27 protein-coding genes and 1 pseudogene are annotated in these 17808 nt (G+C 46.4%); 22 read left to right on the forward strand and 6 right to left on the reverse strand.

Annotated elements, in window-relative coordinates:
* The first annotated feature begins 84 nt into the window (after window positions 1-84).
* A protein-coding gene (locus KW548_19390; protein ID QXX09222.1) for an IS3 family transposase occupies window positions 85-1244 on the forward strand; the annotation gives its coding sequence in 2 pieces (ribosomal slippage) (window positions 85-352 and window positions 352-1244; 1161 coding nt in all).
* 3 nt (window positions 1245-1247) lie between these two features.
* Here the strand turns inward: KW548_19390 and KW548_19395 are convergent.
* The 4 genes from KW548_19395 to KW548_19410 form a co-directional block, all read right to left on the reverse strand.
* Window positions 1248-1646 (reverse strand): KAP family NTPase, encoded by a 399-nt coding sequence (locus KW548_19395; GenBank protein QXX09471.1) that lies wholly within the window; start codon window positions 1644-1646, stop codon window positions 1248-1250.
* Window positions 1615-2118 (reverse strand): KAP family NTPase, encoded by a 504-nt coding sequence (locus KW548_19400; protein ID QXX09223.1) that lies wholly within the window; start codon window positions 2116-2118, stop codon window positions 1615-1617. The genes KW548_19395 and KW548_19400 overlap by 32 nt, the downstream gene beginning before the upstream one ends.
* 592 nt (window positions 2119-2710) lie before the next feature.
* Window positions 2711-2893 (reverse strand): hypothetical protein, encoded by a 183-nt coding sequence (locus KW548_19405; protein ID QXX09224.1) that lies wholly within the window; start codon window positions 2891-2893, stop codon window positions 2711-2713.
* Window positions 2894-2906: 13 nt separating this feature from the next.
* Window positions 2907-3989, reverse strand: a complete 1083-nt coding sequence (locus tag KW548_19410) for a hypothetical protein (protein QXX09225.1) — start codon at window positions 3987-3989, stop codon at window positions 2907-2909.
* A gap of 85 nt (window positions 3990-4074) precedes the next feature.
* On the opposite strand from KW548_19410, the gene KW548_19415 reads away from it, so the two are divergent.
* Window positions 4075-4230 (forward strand): hypothetical protein, encoded by a 156-nt coding sequence (locus tag KW548_19415; protein QXX09226.1) that lies wholly within the window; start codon window positions 4075-4077, stop codon window positions 4228-4230.
* A 176-nt stretch (window positions 4231-4406) separates the two neighbouring features.
* Here KW548_19415 and KW548_19420 read toward each other — a convergent pair whose 3' ends face one another.
* Complete coding sequence (locus KW548_19420; GenBank protein QXX09227.1) at window positions 4407-5171, reverse strand: ion transporter; 765 nt, start codon at window positions 5169-5171, stop codon at window positions 4407-4409.
* Between the two features lie 46 nt (window positions 5172-5217).
* Window positions 5218-5910 (reverse strand): S24 family peptidase, encoded by a 693-nt coding sequence (locus KW548_19425; GenBank protein ID QXX09228.1) that lies wholly within the window; start codon window positions 5908-5910, stop codon window positions 5218-5220.
* A gap of 169 nt (window positions 5911-6079) precedes the next feature.
* On the opposite strand from KW548_19425, the gene KW548_19430 reads away from it, so the two are divergent.
* The 20 genes and pseudogenes from KW548_19430 (at window position 6080) to KW548_19525 (ending at window position 17802) form a co-directional block, all read left to right on the forward strand.
* A complete protein-coding gene (locus KW548_19430; protein ID QXX09229.1) occupies window positions 6080-6415 on the forward strand; it encodes a pyocin activator PrtN family protein in 336 nt (111 codons plus the stop codon).
* An 11-nt stretch (window positions 6416-6426) separates the two neighbouring features.
* Window positions 6427-6627, forward strand: a complete 201-nt coding sequence (locus tag KW548_19435; GenBank protein QXX09472.1) for a hypothetical protein — start codon at window positions 6427-6429, stop codon at window positions 6625-6627.
* Between the two features lie 22 nt (window positions 6628-6649).
* Window positions 6650-7195, forward strand: coding sequence for a phage regulatory CII family protein (locus KW548_19440; GenBank protein ID QXX09230.1), 546 nt, complete (start codon window positions 6650-6652; stop codon window positions 7193-7195).
* Window positions 7196-7214: 19 nt separating this feature from the next.
* Window positions 7215-7628: a hypothetical protein gene (locus tag KW548_19445; GenBank protein QXX09231.1), complete on the forward strand. Its 414-nt coding sequence runs from the start codon at window positions 7215-7217 to the stop codon at window positions 7626-7628.
* Entirely contained in the window at window positions 7625-7837 is a 213-nt protein-coding gene (locus KW548_19450) for a hypothetical protein (GenBank protein ID QXX09232.1), read from the forward strand. The genes KW548_19445 and KW548_19450 overlap by 4 nt, the downstream gene beginning before the upstream one ends.
* The gene (locus tag KW548_19455) at window positions 7837-8064 is read left to right on the forward strand and encodes a hypothetical protein (protein ID QXX09233.1); all 228 of its coding nucleotides are present in this window, start codon (window positions 7837-7839) and stop codon (window positions 8062-8064) included. The genes KW548_19450 and KW548_19455 overlap by 1 nt, the downstream gene beginning before the upstream one ends.
* Window positions 8061-8362, forward strand: a pseudogene (locus KW548_19460) (hypothetical protein). Before KW548_19455 ends, KW548_19460 begins: the two are co-directional and overlap by 4 nt.
* Before the next feature lie 59 nt (window positions 8363-8421).
* The gene (locus KW548_19465) at window positions 8422-8640 is read left to right on the forward strand and encodes a hypothetical protein (protein QXX09473.1); all 219 of its coding nucleotides are present in this window, start codon (window positions 8422-8424) and stop codon (window positions 8638-8640) included.
* Window positions 8637-8858: a Lar family restriction alleviation protein gene (locus KW548_19470; protein ID QXX09234.1), complete on the forward strand. Its 222-nt coding sequence runs from the start codon at window positions 8637-8639 to the stop codon at window positions 8856-8858. The genes KW548_19465 and KW548_19470 overlap by 4 nt, the downstream gene beginning before the upstream one ends.
* Window positions 8859-10685, forward strand: coding sequence for a replication endonuclease (locus KW548_19475; GenBank protein ID QXX09235.1), 1827 nt, complete (start codon window positions 8859-8861; stop codon window positions 10683-10685). It abuts the gene before it with no gap.
* 61 nt (window positions 10686-10746) lie between these two features.
* Window positions 10747-10983: an ogr/Delta-like zinc finger family protein gene (locus KW548_19480; GenBank protein ID QXX09236.1), complete on the forward strand. Its 237-nt coding sequence runs from the start codon at window positions 10747-10749 to the stop codon at window positions 10981-10983.
* 99 nt (window positions 10984-11082) lie between these two features.
* Window positions 11083-11433: a CidA/LrgA family protein gene (locus KW548_19485; protein QXX09237.1), complete on the forward strand. Its 351-nt coding sequence runs from the start codon at window positions 11083-11085 to the stop codon at window positions 11431-11433.
* Window positions 11433-12107, forward strand: coding sequence for an LrgB family protein (locus KW548_19490; protein ID QXX09238.1), 675 nt, complete (start codon window positions 11433-11435; stop codon window positions 12105-12107). Before KW548_19485 ends, KW548_19490 begins: the two co-directional genes overlap by 1 nt.
* Before the next feature lie 278 nt (window positions 12108-12385).
* Window positions 12386-13576 carry a DNA circularization N-terminal domain-containing protein gene (locus tag KW548_19495; GenBank protein ID QXX09239.1) on the forward strand — a complete coding sequence of 397 codons (1191 nt, stop codon included), beginning with the start codon at window positions 12386-12388 and terminating at the stop codon, window positions 13574-13576.
* Window positions 13573-14511, forward strand: a complete 939-nt coding sequence (locus tag KW548_19500) for a phage tail protein (protein QXX09240.1) — start codon at window positions 13573-13575, stop codon at window positions 14509-14511. Before KW548_19495 ends, KW548_19500 begins: the two co-directional genes overlap by 4 nt.
* Window positions 14504-15109 carry a phage baseplate assembly protein gene (locus KW548_19505; protein QXX09241.1) on the forward strand — a complete coding sequence of 202 codons (606 nt, stop codon included), beginning with the start codon at window positions 14504-14506 and terminating at the stop codon, window positions 15107-15109. The genes KW548_19500 and KW548_19505 overlap by 8 nt, the downstream gene beginning before the upstream one ends.
* Window positions 15106-15507: a phage GP46 family protein gene (locus KW548_19510; protein QXX09242.1), complete on the forward strand. Its 402-nt coding sequence runs from the start codon at window positions 15106-15108 to the stop codon at window positions 15505-15507. Before KW548_19505 ends, KW548_19510 begins: the two co-directional genes overlap by 4 nt.
* Window positions 15504-16547 carry a baseplate J/gp47 family protein gene (locus KW548_19515; protein QXX09243.1) on the forward strand — a complete coding sequence of 348 codons (1044 nt, stop codon included), beginning with the start codon at window positions 15504-15506 and terminating at the stop codon, window positions 16545-16547. Before KW548_19510 ends, KW548_19515 begins: the two co-directional genes overlap by 4 nt.
* Complete coding sequence (locus tag KW548_19520) at window positions 16529-17059, forward strand: hypothetical protein (protein QXX09244.1); 531 nt, start codon at window positions 16529-16531, stop codon at window positions 17057-17059. Before KW548_19515 ends, KW548_19520 begins: the two co-directional genes overlap by 19 nt.
* Window positions 17056-17802 carry a hypothetical protein gene (locus KW548_19525; protein QXX09245.1) on the forward strand — a complete coding sequence of 249 codons (747 nt, stop codon included), beginning with the start codon at window positions 17056-17058 and terminating at the stop codon, window positions 17800-17802. Before KW548_19520 ends, KW548_19525 begins: the two co-directional genes overlap by 4 nt.
* Window positions 17803-17808 lie beyond the last annotated feature (6 nt).

The following is a 17808-nucleotide window of genomic DNA, read 5'->3' on the forward strand; positions in this document are numbered from 1 at the left end:
CTCTAGTATTTGCTTTATGTAGTGGTTTAATGATCCCGGACACCAAATTAGGTGGTAAAGTCTCCACCATACATGAGGTGTTCAATGACAAAACGACAACGACGTACATTTTCTTCTGAATTCAAAGTAGAAGCTGCAAGCTTGGTTCTTGATCAAGGTTACTCAATATCTGAGGCGGCACGCTCTCTAGACATCGGTGATACAGCCTTACGACGCTGGGTCGAGCAACTAAAGATTGAGCGTGGCGGAGAAACGCCAACGGTTAAAGCTTTGACGCCAGAACAGCAGAAGATCCAAGAGTTAGAAGCTAGGATTAATCGCTTAGAAAGAGAAAAATCCATACTAAAAAAAGCTACAGCTCTCTTAATGTCGGACGAACTAGAACGTTCTCGCTAATTGACCAGTTGAGGGAGCACGAAACGGTCAAAGTTCTTTGTGAGCTGTTCGATGTTGCGTCTTCCTGCTACTACGAGTTTAAACAACGAAAGCCGGATGTTAATCGCATTCGGTTAGCCAGCAGAATGAAGCAGCTCTTTAACATGAGTCGCGGCGCTGCTGGTAGCAGAACTCTTGCTTCTATGCTGAAGTCTGAAGGCTTTGATGTCGGACGTTTCAAAGTACGTAAGCTTATGCAAGAAGCAGAGCTGATAAGCAAACAACCGGGCTCGCATCGCTATAAGCAGGCTAAGCTAGAGCGACCAGATATCCCCAATAGGTTGAAGCGTGAGTTCTCTGTTACCACTCCAAATGAAGTTTGGTGTGGCGATATTACTTACATCTGGTGCGGTTCAAAGTGGAGTTATCTGGCTGTTGTACTCGACCTATTTAGCCGTCGTGTAGTGGGTTGGGCACTATCAGACAAACCTAATGCAGAGTTGACTTGCAAAGCCTTGGACATGGCTTGGGAACAACGAGGACGACCTAACAACGTGATGTTCCACTCAGACCAAGGAAGCCAATACAGTAGCCTAAAATACCGTCAAAGGCTTTGGCGATATCGCATAACTCAGAGCATGAGTCGTCGAGGTAATTGCTGGGATAATGCTCCTATGGAAAGGCTATTTAGAAGCCTAAAAACCGAATGGATACCAGCGACAGGATATTTAACCCAAACTCAGGCAAAGAGGGATATCAGCTATTACTTAATGAATTACTACAATAGGCACCGGCCTCATCAAGCAAATGATGGGCTGTCCCCAGTTACTGCCGAAAATCGGCTTAAGTTAGTGTCCGGAATTTGTTGACCACTACATTATGTATTTGTGATAAATATAAGTAAACCTTTCACCATCATCTTCATAATGTTCAAACGTGAAGTCAGACCCTAATTGCTCAAAGGCTAAGTCAACCAAGGCATTCAAATCATCTTTAGTGATCAGTGGGACTGGCAATCTTAATTGAACAATCTTGTCAATATACTGAGTTGCATTGCTGACATTATGCGCAGCGAGAACCGACTGAAGATAGTCTGGATCAAAAGCAAGTAAGAATGTAGTTCTTGGAAAATCAGCGATAGCTTTAACTAATCGTAAAACTTGAAAGCATTCACTTGGTGTAAGCCGATCAATATCATCCACTATAACAACAATTGGCCTGTCGATTTTACCTAAGCTTTCAGCTACTTTTTTTCTTCTGTGCTTGAATATCCAGTTTCTTCAATTCTGAAAGCGATTGAGTAGCTTCTCCGACACCTTTAAATATATTTTCAACAAGTGAACCGAAAGGCTCAACACCTGGTATTAGTTTTACCACGCTAAAGAGTTTAGAGTAAGAAAGTAATTCTTTAGCTACTTGTAACCCATTTTCAGGATGATTAGCCAACCCTAACTGCGAAGTGAATTGCACCAAAAAGTCTTCAACCAACGATTTGGGCTTGCCATTAACCCAGGGATTGTACTGAACCACAATAGGTGGCATAGGTAGTTCTTCCAAATTTTGTTTTACAAGGTTGATGATGGAAGTTTTACCCGCCCCCCAAACACCTTCTATGGAAACAGTTAAACAAGGAGAATTGGCATCTAAAGCTGCAATTTTTGCTAGCGAGCGACTAAAAGATGCGCGGTTAAGTTGATCTTGTCCCAAATCAATAATTGGTTGATCGTTATGATATGACGTCATGCTATGGCTCTCAAAAAGCTACAAGCTCTTATATATTCTAGTTAAAAGGACAGATACATTAAACATACCAATGCACTCTGCTAGTCCGTTATAGCGACAGGGCGGGAGCACACTTCGCTCACTTCTCAATCAAGCCGTATTCGAGCTTAAAATCTAAGTCGAATTTCCCGAAAACTGCCGAGAAAACACAAACTCCTCAGTTTGAAAAGTGACCAATATGTTTGCGGATTGAACGATTAAGTTAGTATGCTCTCACCCTGGTTATAGCGAACATACGCCTTTTTTACGTATTCAAAAACATGAATTGCTCGTCCAGTTTTAGAACTTTCATAGATGGCTTTGTTTCCTCGTACCATCTCCATGTCACCAACCTGACCTTCACCGGTATAATGGAAAATCCCCTCTTCAGTGAAGTGATCTTCATAACCGTGTTTTTCACCAGCATCACCAGTAAATATAAATATGTCCTTTACAGATGAAGGGGTTGAGATTCCTCCTTGCCCTTAACCTTTGTACAAAGCATTAATCTCAGATTTACGATGGTAAATTTGTCCAATATTAAACATTAAGCAAAACTCTACAATTTAGGTTATCAACTATTGATCAGCACCATTTTGTAACTACCTCTAGTTAATATTAATGTTGGCATTTGTCTACAACGTTGATCCTTGTGAATATAAAACTCTTTCTTACCTACAGCTAAGATACGTTTGTTTAAGTAAGATTTTCCTTTTACCGCCACACCTACTGGTGCTGGTAACCATAGTTGAGACATTGAGTACCTCTAATTATGCATTTTGATCGAGTGTAAACTGACCAATTAACTTCTGACGACTATGCTCTAGTAGTTTATCCTGTAACCCCTCGTCCAATCGATAAACTTTATCATTGACCTCGATTATAGGCTGGTCACCAAATAACTCATCTGTAGACTTGGTTATTTTCCTCAAACACTTAGCTATGTTCTCTTGTATATCATCTGTCTCTACACCGTTCTCCTTCAGCTTTACACTCAAGTTGAACATCGCATCTAAGTTTCCAGTATTTTCAATTGAACAAAGCTCCGCCGGCTCTCTCTCATTCACATACTTTTCAATATATATTGGCGCCGCAACATTGAAGATCCAGCCAACCAGGGCTATACCTGCCCCACTTCCAACGATCCGGGTTAATAAGCTGCCATTTTCGATATAGTCGATAGTTAAAGGGAAATCTACATTTGAGTAACCCAATAACTGACTAACCTCACTGTACACAACATTCAAAGCAGCTAACTTTTTAGTAAAGGCAACAACAGAGGGTACATTAGATAAATAGATCTCTAGTGACTCACATCCATCAGGAGTTTGGATAGAATTGTGTTTATAAGATTCTAAAACTACATCAATGATCAACACCATATTGTCTGTGGCGCGCATCAGATCATTGGCGATGAACGCTAACGAATATGCAGTGTGAGGTGAATAACCTTTAACATAGCTGTTATACGTTTCACTATAACGCTCTAAAAGCTCTAGATACAAAGCAGATAGCTCAAAGAGCCTGGAACTTTCACCAACAAGTTGCTGAAATCCTGTCAGTTGGGATTTGAGGGATTGATGACTTGTTATCAGCTCGAATATATGAGTCTCCCTACTATCTCTTTGTTTTGCGTTCGATATTGCTTGCTCCACCTTCCGTCTTTCACTATCAGCATCGTTGTTATTTGAAGCATGTGTGCGGTCAGTAGCCATAAAAGCTGTATAGCCGATACCAGAAACCACCTCGTGAATAGCAGCAAATGTGCGTACATGCTTTACAAATGGATCAGACTCCATAGTCAGCACTTGCTTAACTTTTTCCAACGAACGGTAATAATCTTTCTTAGTCATTCTGTTCTCTTTACTAAATCTAAAATAGGCGTAGGTTCAGTCATTTAGTACACTTTTTTCACATAGAAAAAGCTGGAATATCGCAATGAAAGTAGATGAGTTACTTAGGGCACTTAAAGAAGTAAAGCTGACCTTGTTCGAGCTAATTTTCTTCTGGCACATAGCACCTCATGTTGTCGAAGGCCTTCCAAAACTGCTTGCTGCACTTTTCCACTTATTCGTGACAACCGTAACAACTTAAACCACACTAACTCGGAGCAAATACGCAAAAGCCACCCACTCTCATGGGCAGCTTGAAACTAAAAAATCTTCTTAAACAACGGCGCTAACGCCTTGCCGATCACCTTAAAGTTGCGGCCAGTCTTGTGGTCTACTTTCTTTGCATGCATAGCCATATAAATCCAATTTTGTAGTCATTTACACATCCTTTTTTTCTATTGATTCCTTCAATAGCTCTACTGAGGCTTTCAGCTCTGAGATCTCTGTACGTAAGTTAGTTACCACATGTGCATCTTGCTTGTCCGAATCTTCTTCTAAGAACCAAGATGCGACAAAGCCAGTAAAGGTACCAAATAGGCCTACACCCGCCGTCATCAGCACAGCCGCAACAATTCTTCCTTCATATGTCACTGGATAGAAATCTCCATAACCTACTGTCGTGATCGTCACAAATGCCCACCAAAGGGCATCACCTGCATTATGGATGTTTGAACCTTCGATGCCTTTCTCAAGTTGGAGCATAGCGATAGCACCAAAGATAACGAGTATCACTGATACTGCTGAGACCAGGGAAAACGTGCCCTGAGTCTTGTTGCTAAACAGGTAGTAAAGAAGCATTTTGGTTGACCTAACAGCCCTTAACATTCGAAGGACTCTAACCACTCTTACGATTCTTCCGTAACGAAACATATCTAGCATTGGGATACTAGATAAGAGGTCTATCCATCCCCACTTCATAAATTGCTTCTTACTGTCGGCCCGTTTAAACCGAATGAAAAAATCCGTAAGAAACACCACACATATAATGTTGTCTGTAATTGCCAGAATTTCAGTCACATCAGAAGGTAACTTGAACACGCTTTCAGCAAACAATGCTCCTAGAACGTATATTGATAGGACCAAAGTGAAAAACTGAAAGGGACCAAAATCAATGGCGTCCTTTTCTATTGATTCATTTGTCATTTTCTTATCCAATAAAAAAGGCGACCCGAAGGTCGCCTTTGCGTTTCTACACCACCGCCTTCATGACGGTGGTAACAACTTTTCCTATCACCGCGAACTCGTTGAGTTTCTCCTCGTTCACAATGAATGAATCATATTCTTCTTTGTTGTCTGAGATGACTTCATAGCCTTCTGCCATGATGTCGTACTTCAGACGTTTGATGTAGACATGCTTACCAATTCGAACAACATACACGCCATGCTTAACTGGGTGTTCTAGCTCTCGAATATCGACAAGAACCTCATCGCCATCACTTAAGGTCCCTTCCATTGAGTCGCCATGGCAGATAATGATTCTGGCGGTTTCTTCGGTTAAACCAAACCGCTTTAACCATTCACATGGGAGGAACTCGGTACGAAGTTGAAACTCAGCATCGTTCAATGTGCCAAAACCGCAGGATGCATAGACGTTATAGACGGGAACAGCACACATCTTTTCAATTTGAGAGACGGTATTCACGGTTTTTACGTTTGAGATTTCCGTCACATTATCAGGAATAACGTCATTACCATACTTTACGCGTAATTCAGCAATCACTTCTTCATCAAAATTTGAGATGTGATATTCAAGCCCATTCCTCTGACCTTTTGCCCTACGGGACTTCCAGCCTGCTTTCTTTGCCTTTTGACTGAAACCTTGAGGAGTCGTGGGTAAACCTGCAATCCCTTGTAACTCAGTAGTCTTAAACCAAAATTTCACCAAACACCCACAAATTAATATTGACCGAACCTAAAAATCCGATCTAAGATTCCAAAAAATCAGCATAAATCCTAAAATGAAAGCAACATTCCCGATTAATGCCAATTAACACCGACTCACCAATGTATCACATGCGCGCTCTGCCGTGTAGTGATGTAGGGCACTGATTATGAATACGAAATATGCACTCCATGCTCGTTTTGGCACACCGATTGTGGCGTTGGGCGATATTTGCGAAGAGTTCTTCCATATCAACGCCGAAACCGCAAACGGTAAAGCAAACAGCCAGTCTTTACCTATTCCCACTTTCCGAATGGAAGATCACAAACGCAGCCCGTTTATGGTCCACCTTGATGACCTAGCCACTCATATTGATGCATGCCGCAAACAAGTCTTAACCGAACGGCAAGAGAAGGCGATTTTAGCCGCCCTTCGCAATCCAAAAGCAGAACCATTCAAAAACCAATTTATAGATATCAACAACTTTAAAGGGGAGCAGCGATGAACCAACCACTCATGACCACCATCGCTTGCCCGTACGTGACGGTAGCGCACTACTGCAATTTAACTGGCCTGGCCGAAGGCACCGTCAAGCAGTTTATTGATGAGGGGCGCATCATCATCAAGCCCAAGTCCAAGCCCAGAGAAAAGACGCTGATCAATATGGTGGCAATGACGGAAATCGCCGCCCGTGAAGCAATGGAACAGCTCGGTTAACCCGTTGTAGAGAGTATCTGATATGGAAGCAACCCAAACAATGTGCGCGTTTCTGGCGGATGTACAACATGAATACAACGAGGCATGCAGCTTGTTTCGTCATCGTCATCGCAATGACCTGACGGATATAGCCAACGCCTGCGGCCTTCGCTCTAACATGCTGCGCAATAAGCTCAATACCGAGCAGCCGCACGTGCTTTCCTTACCAGAGATGATGGCAATTTCTAAAGCCAGCAACGATTACGTGATTTTGGAAGTTGTGCTGCGCAAGCTTGATCTGGTTACCGCGCATATTGCCCAAGGTAGCGAGGCGGAAAGCTTCATCAAACGGGCTCTCAACAATTCCATTCTCGCAGGGGAGATGTCGCAACTGGCGATCGACAATGCCGGCAACCGAACGCTTCCTCGCACGACAAGAAACTCAATCATCAAAACGGCGCAGGCTGGGATTAGCAACCTGATGCTACTTATCAACGATCTGGAAAGCCGCACCGGCAGTGCTCAGCCATTTTTTGCAATGGGGGTAGACCTTATTGCCAATGGCGCACCACTGTCGGGCCTTTCTTAACTTCTACAGGGGTGTAGATATGGATAACTTCCAACAACAACTGATCAAAGGTTCATTTGAGCAAATCGTTACTCGTTTTGAGGCAAGTAGTGAGGATCAACAGTTCGACATTCTGGTGCAGTTAGATGCCATTGCTAAAAAGTTACCACCCATTGAGGTGTTTCGACCGCAAGAGGTCGTGCTGGCCGATATCCAAAACGCCATGCAGGGCGATCGGGCGCGGGTGTTTTTCTCGCATTCGTTTGTGAGCTGGTATCGCTCTTCGGCCAATAAACAGGCCAAGCCTCAGTTGCACCATTGGTCGCAACTGGATTTGAGCAATCGCCGCTTGTATTTGGAAATGCTGGGGCTTCGAGATTTAGGCCGTTGGGATGATGAAGCCCTACATCAGTTTGAACAGTACTGTTTGGCCGTTATAGGAGGCAAGGTATGAACACTCAATCCATCAATATCCAACTTACCACTGTTGATGAGGCGCTGCATTGGCAGAACGTCGCCGCGCTTAACATCCATAAATTCCGCGCTAATCCTGTTGACGGGCAGGAGGATTTTCAAAGCGATCTTATCCGTATGTGGTGTGATGTTCACGCCCAAGCTGGCCTTGCGATTCTTTCGATGCAACAAGCCGCGGAGGTGGCGTGATGGAGTATTTTGCCCTGCGTGTGTTTGGTGATGGCGCGATAAAGCGCCACGAGCAAACCTTTGAACCAGAAGTGACTGAGCTTGGTGAGTTCGACTGTTTAGAGTCGGCAGTTGAACAAGCTTGTGCCCAACTCGACTGCAATCACCTATTGCGTGGTGTGCTGAGTCAGGGGGAAGGCGCTGGCGGTTACCTCATCCTCGATGCACAGGAGCTCGCCGCGGTATGAATCTGAACAAACAAGAGCAGAAAGCGATTGAGGATATGCGATCTGTCTTAGACGCCATCACTCATCCTGAAGGCAAGGGGCTTGCCTGTCTGACGAGTGGTGAGCTGTCCAATATTGAGCGTGTGTTGGGGATCAATCTTTGGCAAGCAACCCTGAGTAAGAAGCAGGTCAAGCGGGCGGTGCGTGGCAAGGCGCGTTCTGTCATGACGGTTGGCTTTCAGGCAGGGGGCAACACGCCGCGATAAAGCACTGTTTTTTCCCTTTTCAAGTCAAAGAAAAAGTGAGGATGAAATCATGACGGAAGATATCCACTACTGCCAAGGCGAATCCATTTATACCGAAAGCGGTAAATACGCGCTGCCCGCGACTTCGCCCTGCCATAAGCCGTGTAAAGATATGGCGGGGCTCAGTGATTATGACCCGAAAAAGACTGGGCGGGCGCGTTTTCTGCTGGCCAAGCTCCGAGAAAAACATGGCATTGGAAAGCGCGCTTCCAACAAGAACAAGCCCATGACGTTTGTTTGTACAGGTAGCGGCTGTATCGATGCCGATGGAACGGTAAACAACGCGCAATGAGTCTCTTCATCCCGACCTTGCGCCTCCATCCTTGTAAGGCATGTCGAAGTAACGATGTGTTTTGCGAAAAGGCGCTAGAACAGTCAGAGCGTTACTTTGTGATCTGCTCTGACTGCGGGAAGACAGGCCCGGAGGGAATGACTTCACAGCAAGCGATATCGCTTTGGAATCATCCGCCGCAAGTGACCAAGCCGATTCGACGTTATAAGGACTATTGAATGAATACGCTGTTCGCCCGCAAATTCATGCCTAGGCTACCTCGCATTGTGCAAGACGATGTGAGGTTTGCTATTTATCGGAGAAAAAAACGCACCAATGCCACTCGTGAAAACATGGATCGTTTTACCAATGATGCGGTCAAACATGGGTTGAAGTGCTCGCCATTTATTGAAGATAAGTATTCATTTGTCGATGAGCGTAATGGTGCCACCGATCGATTGAGAGTGCACAGCGGGGCGCGCAGCTCTGTCGAACTCAAGCACAGTGTTCTGATGAGTGATGATGCCATTGAACACTTGGCGTTAAATCTAATCGAGCAATTTACGCGTTTGATGCAGCAGATAGAGATACTGGAGGAAGAGGAGGGCTATCTGGATGCACTCAAAAAATCTTTCAAGGGTATCAGCAAGCAAATGAAGCAGGTTTACCTCTCTCCACCTCAAATCAAAAAGAAACACCCGAATTTAGAAGAGGCCGAGCGAGAGCTTGAACGTGCGATTCGCCGTTGTTTAGATGTGAACTACTTGGTCAGAAAGTTTAAGTTTCTACGCACTCAGTACATCGAGTATTCGCAGATCGCTTTGAACCGAGTGGGCGCTGGCAAAGGGCAACGTAAATACGTGTCTCGCCGTTCTTACGCTCGCTGGGAAAAGAAGCAAAAAGAGGCTCAAGCGTTCGTTGAGTCGATGGCGGTTCTGAACGATGAAACGGGGCATTCGTTTGACTTGGCTGAAGTCGTTAAACGCACCATCGCCAACCCAGAAAACCGCAGAATAGAACTCGTGGTTCGCTCCCGGGGCGATGAAGAACGCGCCATTGAAATGGGTTACGAGGGGGTCTTTGTTAACTGGACGCTGCCGAGCAAATACCATCGTAAGTCAAGCAAATGGAACGGCTGCACACCTAAAGAAGCACACGAAGTGTTGATGGCGAAATGGCGTTTGGCCCGAGCTTGGTTTAAGAAGCCGAACATGGCCATCGACTGGTTTGGCTTACGCGTTGCTGAACCTCATAAAGATGGTACGCCACATGCCCATATGTTCTTGTATGTTCACCCTGATCATAAACAAGACTTGATCGATATTATCGAGGGGGTCGCGACCGATGAAGACAAAGACGAGCTCTACATCGATGGCATATTCAACAAAAAGCCGCGTATTGATATTAAAGATTGCGACCCAGCTCAGGGTACCGCCACCGGTTACATCATTAAGTACATATCTAAGAACATCAATGGGGCTCACCTGCCTGAAGGTGATGCAAAGCGGTCTGCAATGTCTGCCACCGCTTGGGCCCGTATACATCGAATTAAGCAGTTCTCACAATCTGGTGCGCCACCTGTTGGGCTCTGGCGCCAATTGCGCCGAGCGACGCCTTTAGATACCGCGTTTGATGAAGAGCTGGAAGCCCTAAGAGACCATGCAAACCACTCTCGCTGGAAAGGTTTTTGCGAACTTGGTTTTAAGGCCAAGTTTGCGTATGAAGAAAAGTTCAATCAATACGGCGACAAGGTAAAGCGAGTCATTGGTATTGATTGGTTAGGGAAAGTAATCGCAACCTGCAGCGAGCACTATAGTCTGGTGAAGAAAAAGGACTTGGCCACGAGGCAAGCAAAGCGCGGAGCGCTTCCTTGGAGCACTGAAAATAAGTGTAACCAGACAGAAAAAATACCCATTTCACCACTTGAACAAGCCTTGATGGACGTGACCGGATGGAGCGTTAAAGGGGTTCAATGCTTGCTCCGGCCCTTGTCGCTCGGAGCAAAGGTCCCGATAGACAAATATATGTCCGTTCAACTGAGAAATGGCCGGTTGGTGACGACCTAGCGTGAGGCAAGTTCGCGACTTAGGGTATTGAACAAATCTGTCAGTCAGAAGGAGAGAACGAATGCTAATGCCATGCCCCAAATGCGGGTGCAAAACCCGCATTGTCACTTCTCAGGAGATGACCAACGAAACAAGAAAAGCCTACTGGCAATGTATGAACTTTAACTGCGGCGTTCGCTTTCACACACTAACGTCTGTTGAAGGAATTATTGATACCGTTGGCCTACCGCCCGACCCAGACATGCAGCCTGAGTTGTGTAAGGGTGATGTGAATCAGATGGGTATTTTTGAAGTTTGACTGTGTTGCTTGCTAAAAAAGCATTCATGTCGCGTATGAATTTGAGTTAGGTTGATGTTAAAGTCGCGCTTTCGAATGTTCAAACTTAGGAATGTAGTTTTGAAGAATGTCATTTATTCAGTTGTTTGGGTGGTGATATCGTTGTTTCTCGGTCATGTGGTGATCTCCATTAGTGGTATGCCAATACCTGAAGGTGTTATAGGAATGATGATACTACTAGCTTTCTTGGCTACAGGGCTATGTGACTCTACTAAGCTATCCTTCACTAGCAACTTGCTAGTAAAAAACATTCCATTACTGATTACACCTGTATCTGTCGGATTAATGATCAAATGGGACTTAATTGAGTCTAACTTGAGCATACTGCTAGCCAGCGTGTTTGGTGGAACAATGCTGACTCTCGTGGTTATGGCGATTTCAATCAATACTTTTGAGCGAGATAAAGATTAATGTGGTTAATTTTGACGTTGATTACATATGTAACTGCTAAGCAGATATGTAGGAAATTGGGGCACCCACTTCTTAATCCTCTTTTGTTAGGTGTCTCATTCATTATTGCTGTTTTACTTTTATTGGATGTGCCGTATTCCGAGTATTATGAAGATAATCGACTACTGGGTTATTTGTTGCAACCGGCAATAGTAGTGATGGCTTACCCAATCTTTTCTCAGCTAAGCACAATAAAGAAAAAGGCTCGGTTAATACTTGGGGCATGCTTCCTTGGGGCAATATTCTCGATGTTGTCAGGAGGGCTCATAGCATTATCGCTCGGTGCCGATATTCCATTAGTGGTTAGTGTCTTGACTAAGTCGGTTACAGTCCCTATCGCGATGGCAACAACCTATCAACTAGATGGCGATGCTGCTGTCAGTGCTGTCCTTGTTTTATTTGCTGGCCTCATAGGAGCAATGACCGCTTACCCAATTTTTAATTTGTTGAGGATTAAAGGGAAAATTGCGAGAGGTCTTACAATTGGTGCTGCAGCCCATGCATTGGGGACGGCTCAAGTTCTAGATAAAAACCCAGAAGATGCTGCGTATAGCTCTTTAGCACTCGCATTGTGTGGCATTTTTACAGCAATATGTGCTCCAGTCGTGATGGCCTTTATAGTTATGTTTGCTTAAGAGCGAGTACAGTTAACCTATTAGAATAAAACGCACAAAAACGATCTTCGACGATCTCTAAATCGCCCATCTAAAACAGCCCTCGATATAGATATGTCGGGGGCTGTGCTTTACTAACCCTACCGAAACACGATCATTTATAGGATCGCAAAATTGCAGTGTGGAATTTTAGCGCGGAGGGAGGGGTGAGTCCGAACGAGCGCTGAGCGCCCTATCCCATCCCCAAATTTCCACTCGCTGCCTATTTCCTTTTTATTCTTCGATTGGTGGGGTTTCTCATGTGGTCACGACAACACGAGCACGCTAGATGGAATGGGCACAAGCTCAATATCCTGTCTACCTCCTTTGATGGGGGTAAGCGCTTGCAAGTGAGTGAAATCCCCTACGCTGACCTACCGCACATCAAAGTCATGGGTACCAAAGCCCGAGCTTTCACCTTTGAAGTTGTGTTCGTGGGGGCGAGTTCGCTGGCTGATGCGAATGCACTCATTGATAACCTTGAAGCCAATCCGCAAGGGGAACTGGAGCATCCCTGGTTAGGTGAGTTGGTGCTAGTATTCGAGGAACATTCCCTCAGTATTAACACCAAGAAAGGTTTAGTGACGCTAAGCCTGAAGTTTGTTCGTGCCGGTAACTCACCTTCCATCACCGCAGCAAAAACAGTCCGTGCCAAGGCACAAGCCGACATCGTAGAGAGCCTTTCTCAGCAGTCATTTGTAGAAGAGGTTAAAGGGCTGGATGTTTCTCAAATCAATGAAGTTCAAAGCAGCGCTACCAACGCGCTCACTGTGTTGGTTGATATTACTAACCGTCTGAACCTCGCTGATGATGCTCTGAAAGACATTAACCTCGCGATCAATGAAGCCTTCTCTGCGGTGAGCAGCTTGAGCACTCACCCTGCCAAGTTCGCTGAACGGTTTTCTCGCGCAGTTGATACGGTGTCTGAAGGTGTTCAAGCAGAGCCAGATTCCGAGAGTGAAGCCGTTGATAACTCTCGCATTGCTCAAGCCTTGATACTTGGTCAAGTCAAACCCGAGAGTCCAACCCAGCACCACAACGTGCAGTTGGTCACGGGCGCGGTGAAGATGAGTAAAGACGTGACTAACCTCGAAGCGAATGACAGCTTTGAAATCGCCCTAACCCAAAAGCAGCCAGAAATAATGGAAAGCGACCTCTCTGCCTTAGTGGCCAGTATTGAGGAGCGCATCAAGGAAACCACGCAAGTCTCGACCCAGAAAAGCATCCAACTCTACGACGCCCTCACATCGTTAAAAAGCAATGTGCAAACGCAACAAGACAAAATCGCTGAGGGAACCAAGGCACACCGAACCGTGCAGTCACCTCACTTTAAATCAGCGCTGACCATTGCCCATGACGAATACACCAATGAGAAGGTGATCACCAAAATGAACGCCCTACAGCACCCTTTGTTTATCCGTGGCGATATCGCGGTAAGGGGTGGCCAATGAACCAACTCACCATGCAAATTGATGGCCAGCCGCATACCTTTTACCAAGCGAACTTGAACTACTCAACAGAGCAATTGGCCCACACCTTCAATGGCTCAATTGAACCCATGAACATTGATCGCCCGTTGTCGGTGGAGTTCTTCCTCAACGACCAATCCATTTTCATCGGTCAGATAGATGAAGCGGAAAGCGAAACGGGCGCGAGCGAATTCACTATGCCAATAGCAGGCCGTTCCAAAAGCGCCAATATGATTGACTCACGCATCACCATGGATGCGCTGTATAACCTCGATGTTGAAGCACTGCTCAGAAAGCTGGCCAAGCCATTTGGTTTAGGGGTAAAGAGCCTAGTTCAAGGCATGCCGAAGATTGAAGAGTTTCAGATCAACGCTGAGTCTCCAGTTGAAAATGTGGCTCAGCTGATCCGTGAACAAGGCTACATGCTGATTGAACGAAATGGAGTGCTGACCATTGAGAACACCGCACATGCCACGATTGATAATGTTGGCCTTGAGGCAGGCAACAACATCAACAGCCTGAGCATAAAGCGCACCTTCAATAAACAGTTTCATACCATTGAAGTACAGGGCCAGTGGGATGACGCCAGCGCCCAACTCACCAACCCAAACATTGAACGCTCGCGCACTATGGTGATCACCTCTGACCAACTGCAAAGCCGTGCCGCGTGTTTATCTCGCGCCAAATATGAGCGCAACCTAGCCATAGCCGAAAGCCTGACCGCTTCAACGTCTGTCGCCGAACTCTTTCCTCAGCTTGCGATTGATGGATTAAATCGGGTGATTCGAGTGATCGACAAGCAGCAAAGTTTCAGTGAAATGCTGGTGATTAAGTCACTTGGCTTATCGGTATCCGAAAGCACCGCGAGTACCTCCGTGGAGTTAATCAGACCGTTCAAGGAGCAATGCCGTGTCTAGTGCTCAGCGTCAGCAACAACAGCGCTTAATGGCCCGCATCAAGAACGTGATCGGAACCGGCACGGTCACAGGGGCAACCACGGGCATGCTGCAAATCAGAACCGCAACAGGCCGCACCAATGACCGCATTAAACGCGTCCACAACTACGGCTTTATGAGCCGACCATTGCCCGAAGCCAAAGCATACAACCTGTTTATCGGCGGAGTGATGGCCCGTGGGGTTACCGTCAATGTAGAAGATGAACGCCATCAAATCGACTTAAAGCCCGGTGAAGTCGCCATGCTCGATGACAAAGGAAACCTCATCCATCAAACCGAAGAAGGAATCAAGGTCTACGCCACCCAAGGCAAGGTCGATGTGGTCGCCGCGAATGAAGTCTCTATCAAAGCGCCACAGGTGAACGTTATCGCTGAAAAAACCACGTTTTCCAAAGATGTAGAAATCGGCGGCAACCTGAGTGTGGCGAAGAATACCGAAGTGAAGGGTTCCGTTATCGGGCAGTCTGGTACCTTCGGCGGCGTGAACGTCGAGACCCACGACCACGATTATGAAGACAACAGCGCCATCAAAACGACAAGGGAGCCTAACAAAGCATGAGCCATTTTAAATTGAATGCGGTGACCGAGTCCGTAGATTCCAAACAAGGCCTAACTCACGCCGTACTGCAAAGCGTCTACAACGACGCTGAGTCAACCCAAAATGACCGCGCCCGAATGGGCAGCAATGAGCGCGGCGGCACTTGGAGTCATGAAATGATTGAGGTGGTCGGCTCTCGAGACTGGACACTCAAACGCGCCAAATTGACCGATGAAACCTTACGGCTTGCCAAACGCTTTTATGAAGATGCGCTCGATTGGTTAATTCAACAAGGCCACGCCAAAGCCATTGAAGTCACGGTCTGGAGAGAGCCACCGAACCGAATCGGCCGCCACGTCATGATAACCCTGACAGACGGCTCAACATTTGATGTACCCCTATCGCAGGTCAGCCAATGAGTACCCAAATCAGCCTGGAAAGCTTAATCGCTCGGGCAGAAGCCAACCTAGTCAAAGCAACAGGCCAGAACAACCCGGCCATCAAAGCGATAGCCTCGGCCATTGCGGGTGTCAGCTATGGGCAATACGGCTATCAAGATTTGCTTTTCAGGCAGCTACACCCTGAGACCTGTTCTGAAGCATGGTTATATCTACACGCTAACCGCCATAACACGCCGCGCCTGCTACCCACATTCGCAACAGGCCGAGTGTCATTCACTGAGCTTGGCGGAACCGTCGTTATTAAGAAAGGCACACGTTTAACGCACGGCGATAACGAATACGAAACCATCAAAGAGCAATACAGCAACGTGCCCATAGAAGTGATCGCCCTTGAATCTGGGACAGCAAACAATTTACCAAACGGCGCCAACCTCACCCTAACCGAAGGGGTGAGCGGTATCGACCCTAATAATATCTTATCGCTTGGTATTGAAGGTGGTGCTGATATCGAAGAGCTAGAGCACTGGCGAGCGCGAGTGATTGTGGCATTCGAGAGAAACGAGCTGATCGGCAAAGCGGAAGATTACCAAATCTGGGCAATCTCGGCACACGCCGATGTCGATTTTGCCTGGGCACTCGATAACACCCCCGAACGCGGTATGGTTGAGGTCTATGTCGGCGCGAGGGAGAACGACCCAAGCCTAAGCGGTGAAGTGGTCAAACTGGTTCAAGAGACCTTCGAAGCAAACCGACTCGCGGGTTGTCATCCGTTTGCTTATGTCCCAGAACAAGCGCCACTCGATATAGAGATTCAAGGCATTGAAGCCCCCGCAATCCGTGAAGCTGTGGTCACCGCCCTAGAGAACTTTGTCAAAGGCAAAATGGGCAAGATAAACCCGGAGACCAAAAGGCCTGAATCCATCACCAATACCGAAATCGTGCTAGTGATATCAACCGTGACCAACAACTTCATCGTCAGATCGCCCGTGGGGGAAGTGGCGATTGCCAACAACCAAATTCATGTACTGGGAAATGTTAAATGGACACTTCCGACCTAATTCTAGAGTACAGCGAAGGGGATTTTGCCGACGCCTACCGAGGCTTATTGCCTAAAGGCGAATACTGGCAAGACACCGAAAACGCAGAGCTGGCCAATACCATTAACGGTATTGCTAAAGACTTTAAGCAGACCCATGACGATATTGAACTGTCGCTATTAACGCGGTTTGAAGAGCAAGGGTTTGGCTGGAAGATCCGAGACTACCAAAGCCTGCTTGGAACAATGGGCTCAGAGGGTTTGGTTTATGACGACGTGAACAGACCCAACCTCATTTTGATAGACCTGCCCAATCTGGATAATCGCGCAGCGATCAACGCGTTTGAAAACGTCCGCTTACCCCATACCGAGTTCCACTGGCTTTACCAACTCGAAGCTGAGGCCCAATTTGAACCGGTCGCCGTTTCAGCCATGAAACCTCTACTGAGTACTCAGTTAGAGATAGAGGCTGAAACCCAAATTTTGTGCCGCACGGCCCTCACATGGCAGCTAGAAATAGGAGACACCGAATGAGTGCACTGCAAGCGATCCCCACCGAACATGGGATAGAAATCTTAAACAGTGAGCTGAAAAATACCGTCACCAAGTATCGGCTTATTGGCGCGCTCACCCATAACGCCCCCAAACCATCACTGGAGACATTTTATCAAAGCACCATTGAGACCAGCTACTACGATGAGAATGGCGTATTAACCTTTGTCCTAAACCTGCCCGTTGAGCAGCACTTTGACGAGTACCTACACCAAATCCATGTCCTCGATAGCAACCATCAAGCCGTGATCGAGTGCTCGACACCCAAAGTCGCTCTACCGAAAGGCATCGGCGGCATGGTGACAATCAAAGTCGCCATTTCAGGTGAAGCTGGGCAAGTCATTTTTAAACACCTTGAGTACATCTCTGAAAGAGAGTTCACCGCCGCGACTGACGAAATCAACACAAGGATAACGAACCTCATCACGGGCTTTAGCGAGGGTCAAACCTGGAGGCTTGTAAGTCGAGATTTAAACGTGACGTACACCAACTCCTATCACTATCCGATTCAGATCATCGCCTCCGTTTTCCACAATGCAGAACGGCTAGGCGGAACCGGGTTTCTGTTCGTTGATGGTGTAAAAATATCGTGGCACACCTCATCGATTTCAAACTCGGAACCCGCGAATGAAATATTCACCGCCATCATTCCTCCAGGCTCAACATACAAAGTGCAGGTGCCAAACACAAAGTGGAGGCTGAGCGCGTGGGCAGAACTTTATTAAGGAACA

The organism is Vibrio neptunius (assembly GCA_019339365.1).
Classification (GTDB): domain Bacteria; phylum Pseudomonadota; class Gammaproteobacteria; order Enterobacterales; family Vibrionaceae; genus Vibrio; species Vibrio neptunius.

Bases quoted from the DNA above. Each gene is read 5' to 3' on its own strand.
- KW548_19435 (QXX09472.1), top strand. From the start codon at position 6,427: ATGACCACCATCGCTTGCCCGTACGTGACGGTAGCGCACTACTGCAAT.
- KW548_19415 (QXX09226.1), top strand. From the start codon at position 4,075: ATGAAAGTAGATGAGTTACTTAGGGCACTTAAAGAAGTAAAGCTGACC.
- KW548_19420 (QXX09227.1), bottom strand. From the start codon at position 5,171: ATGACAAATGAATCAATAGAAAAGGACGCCATTGATTTTGGTCCCTTT.
- KW548_19450 (QXX09232.1), top strand. From the start codon at position 7,625: ATGAACACTCAATCCATCAATATCCAACTTACCACTGTTGATGAGGCG.
- KW548_19410 (QXX09225.1), bottom strand. From the start codon at position 3,989: ATGACTAAGAAAGATTATTACCGTTCGTTGGAAAAAGTTAAGCAAGTG.
- KW548_19400 (QXX09223.1), bottom strand. From the start codon at position 2,118: ATGACGTCATATCATAACGATCAACCAATTATTGATTTGGGACAAGAT.
- KW548_19475 (QXX09235.1), top strand. From the start codon at position 8,859: ATGAATACGCTGTTCGCCCGCAAATTCATGCCTAGGCTACCTCGCATT.
- KW548_19520 (QXX09244.1), top strand. From the start codon at position 16,529: ATGGACACTTCCGACCTAATTCTAGAGTACAGCGAAGGGGATTTTGCC.
- KW548_19430 (QXX09229.1), top strand. From the start codon at position 6,080: ATGAATACGAAATATGCACTCCATGCTCGTTTTGGCACACCGATTGTG.
- KW548_19470 (QXX09234.1), top strand. From the start codon at position 8,637: ATGAGTCTCTTCATCCCGACCTTGCGCCTCCATCCTTGTAAGGCATGT.
- KW548_19510 (QXX09242.1), top strand. From the start codon at position 15,106: ATGAGCCATTTTAAATTGAATGCGGTGACCGAGTCCGTAGATTCCAAA.
- KW548_19515 (QXX09243.1), top strand. From the start codon at position 15,504: ATGAGTACCCAAATCAGCCTGGAAAGCTTAATCGCTCGGGCAGAAGCC.
- KW548_19500 (QXX09240.1), top strand. From the start codon at position 13,573: ATGAACCAACTCACCATGCAAATTGATGGCCAGCCGCATACCTTTTAC.
- KW548_19405 (QXX09224.1), bottom strand. From the start codon at position 2,893: ATGTCTCAACTATGGTTACCAGCACCAGTAGGTGTGGCGGTAAAAGGA.
- KW548_19480 (QXX09236.1), top strand. From the start codon at position 10,747: ATGCTAATGCCATGCCCCAAATGCGGGTGCAAAACCCGCATTGTCACT.
- KW548_19455 (QXX09233.1), top strand. From the start codon at position 7,837: ATGGAGTATTTTGCCCTGCGTGTGTTTGGTGATGGCGCGATAAAGCGC.
- KW548_19440 (QXX09230.1), top strand. From the start codon at position 6,650: ATGGAAGCAACCCAAACAATGTGCGCGTTTCTGGCGGATGTACAACAT.
- KW548_19490 (QXX09238.1), top strand. From the start codon at position 11,433: ATGTGGTTAATTTTGACGTTGATTACATATGTAACTGCTAAGCAGATA.
- KW548_19495 (QXX09239.1), top strand. From the start codon at position 12,386: ATGTGGTCACGACAACACGAGCACGCTAGATGGAATGGGCACAAGCTC.
- KW548_19445 (QXX09231.1), top strand. From the start codon at position 7,215: ATGGATAACTTCCAACAACAACTGATCAAAGGTTCATTTGAGCAAATC.
- KW548_19525 (QXX09245.1), top strand. From the start codon at position 17,056: ATGAGTGCACTGCAAGCGATCCCCACCGAACATGGGATAGAAATCTTA.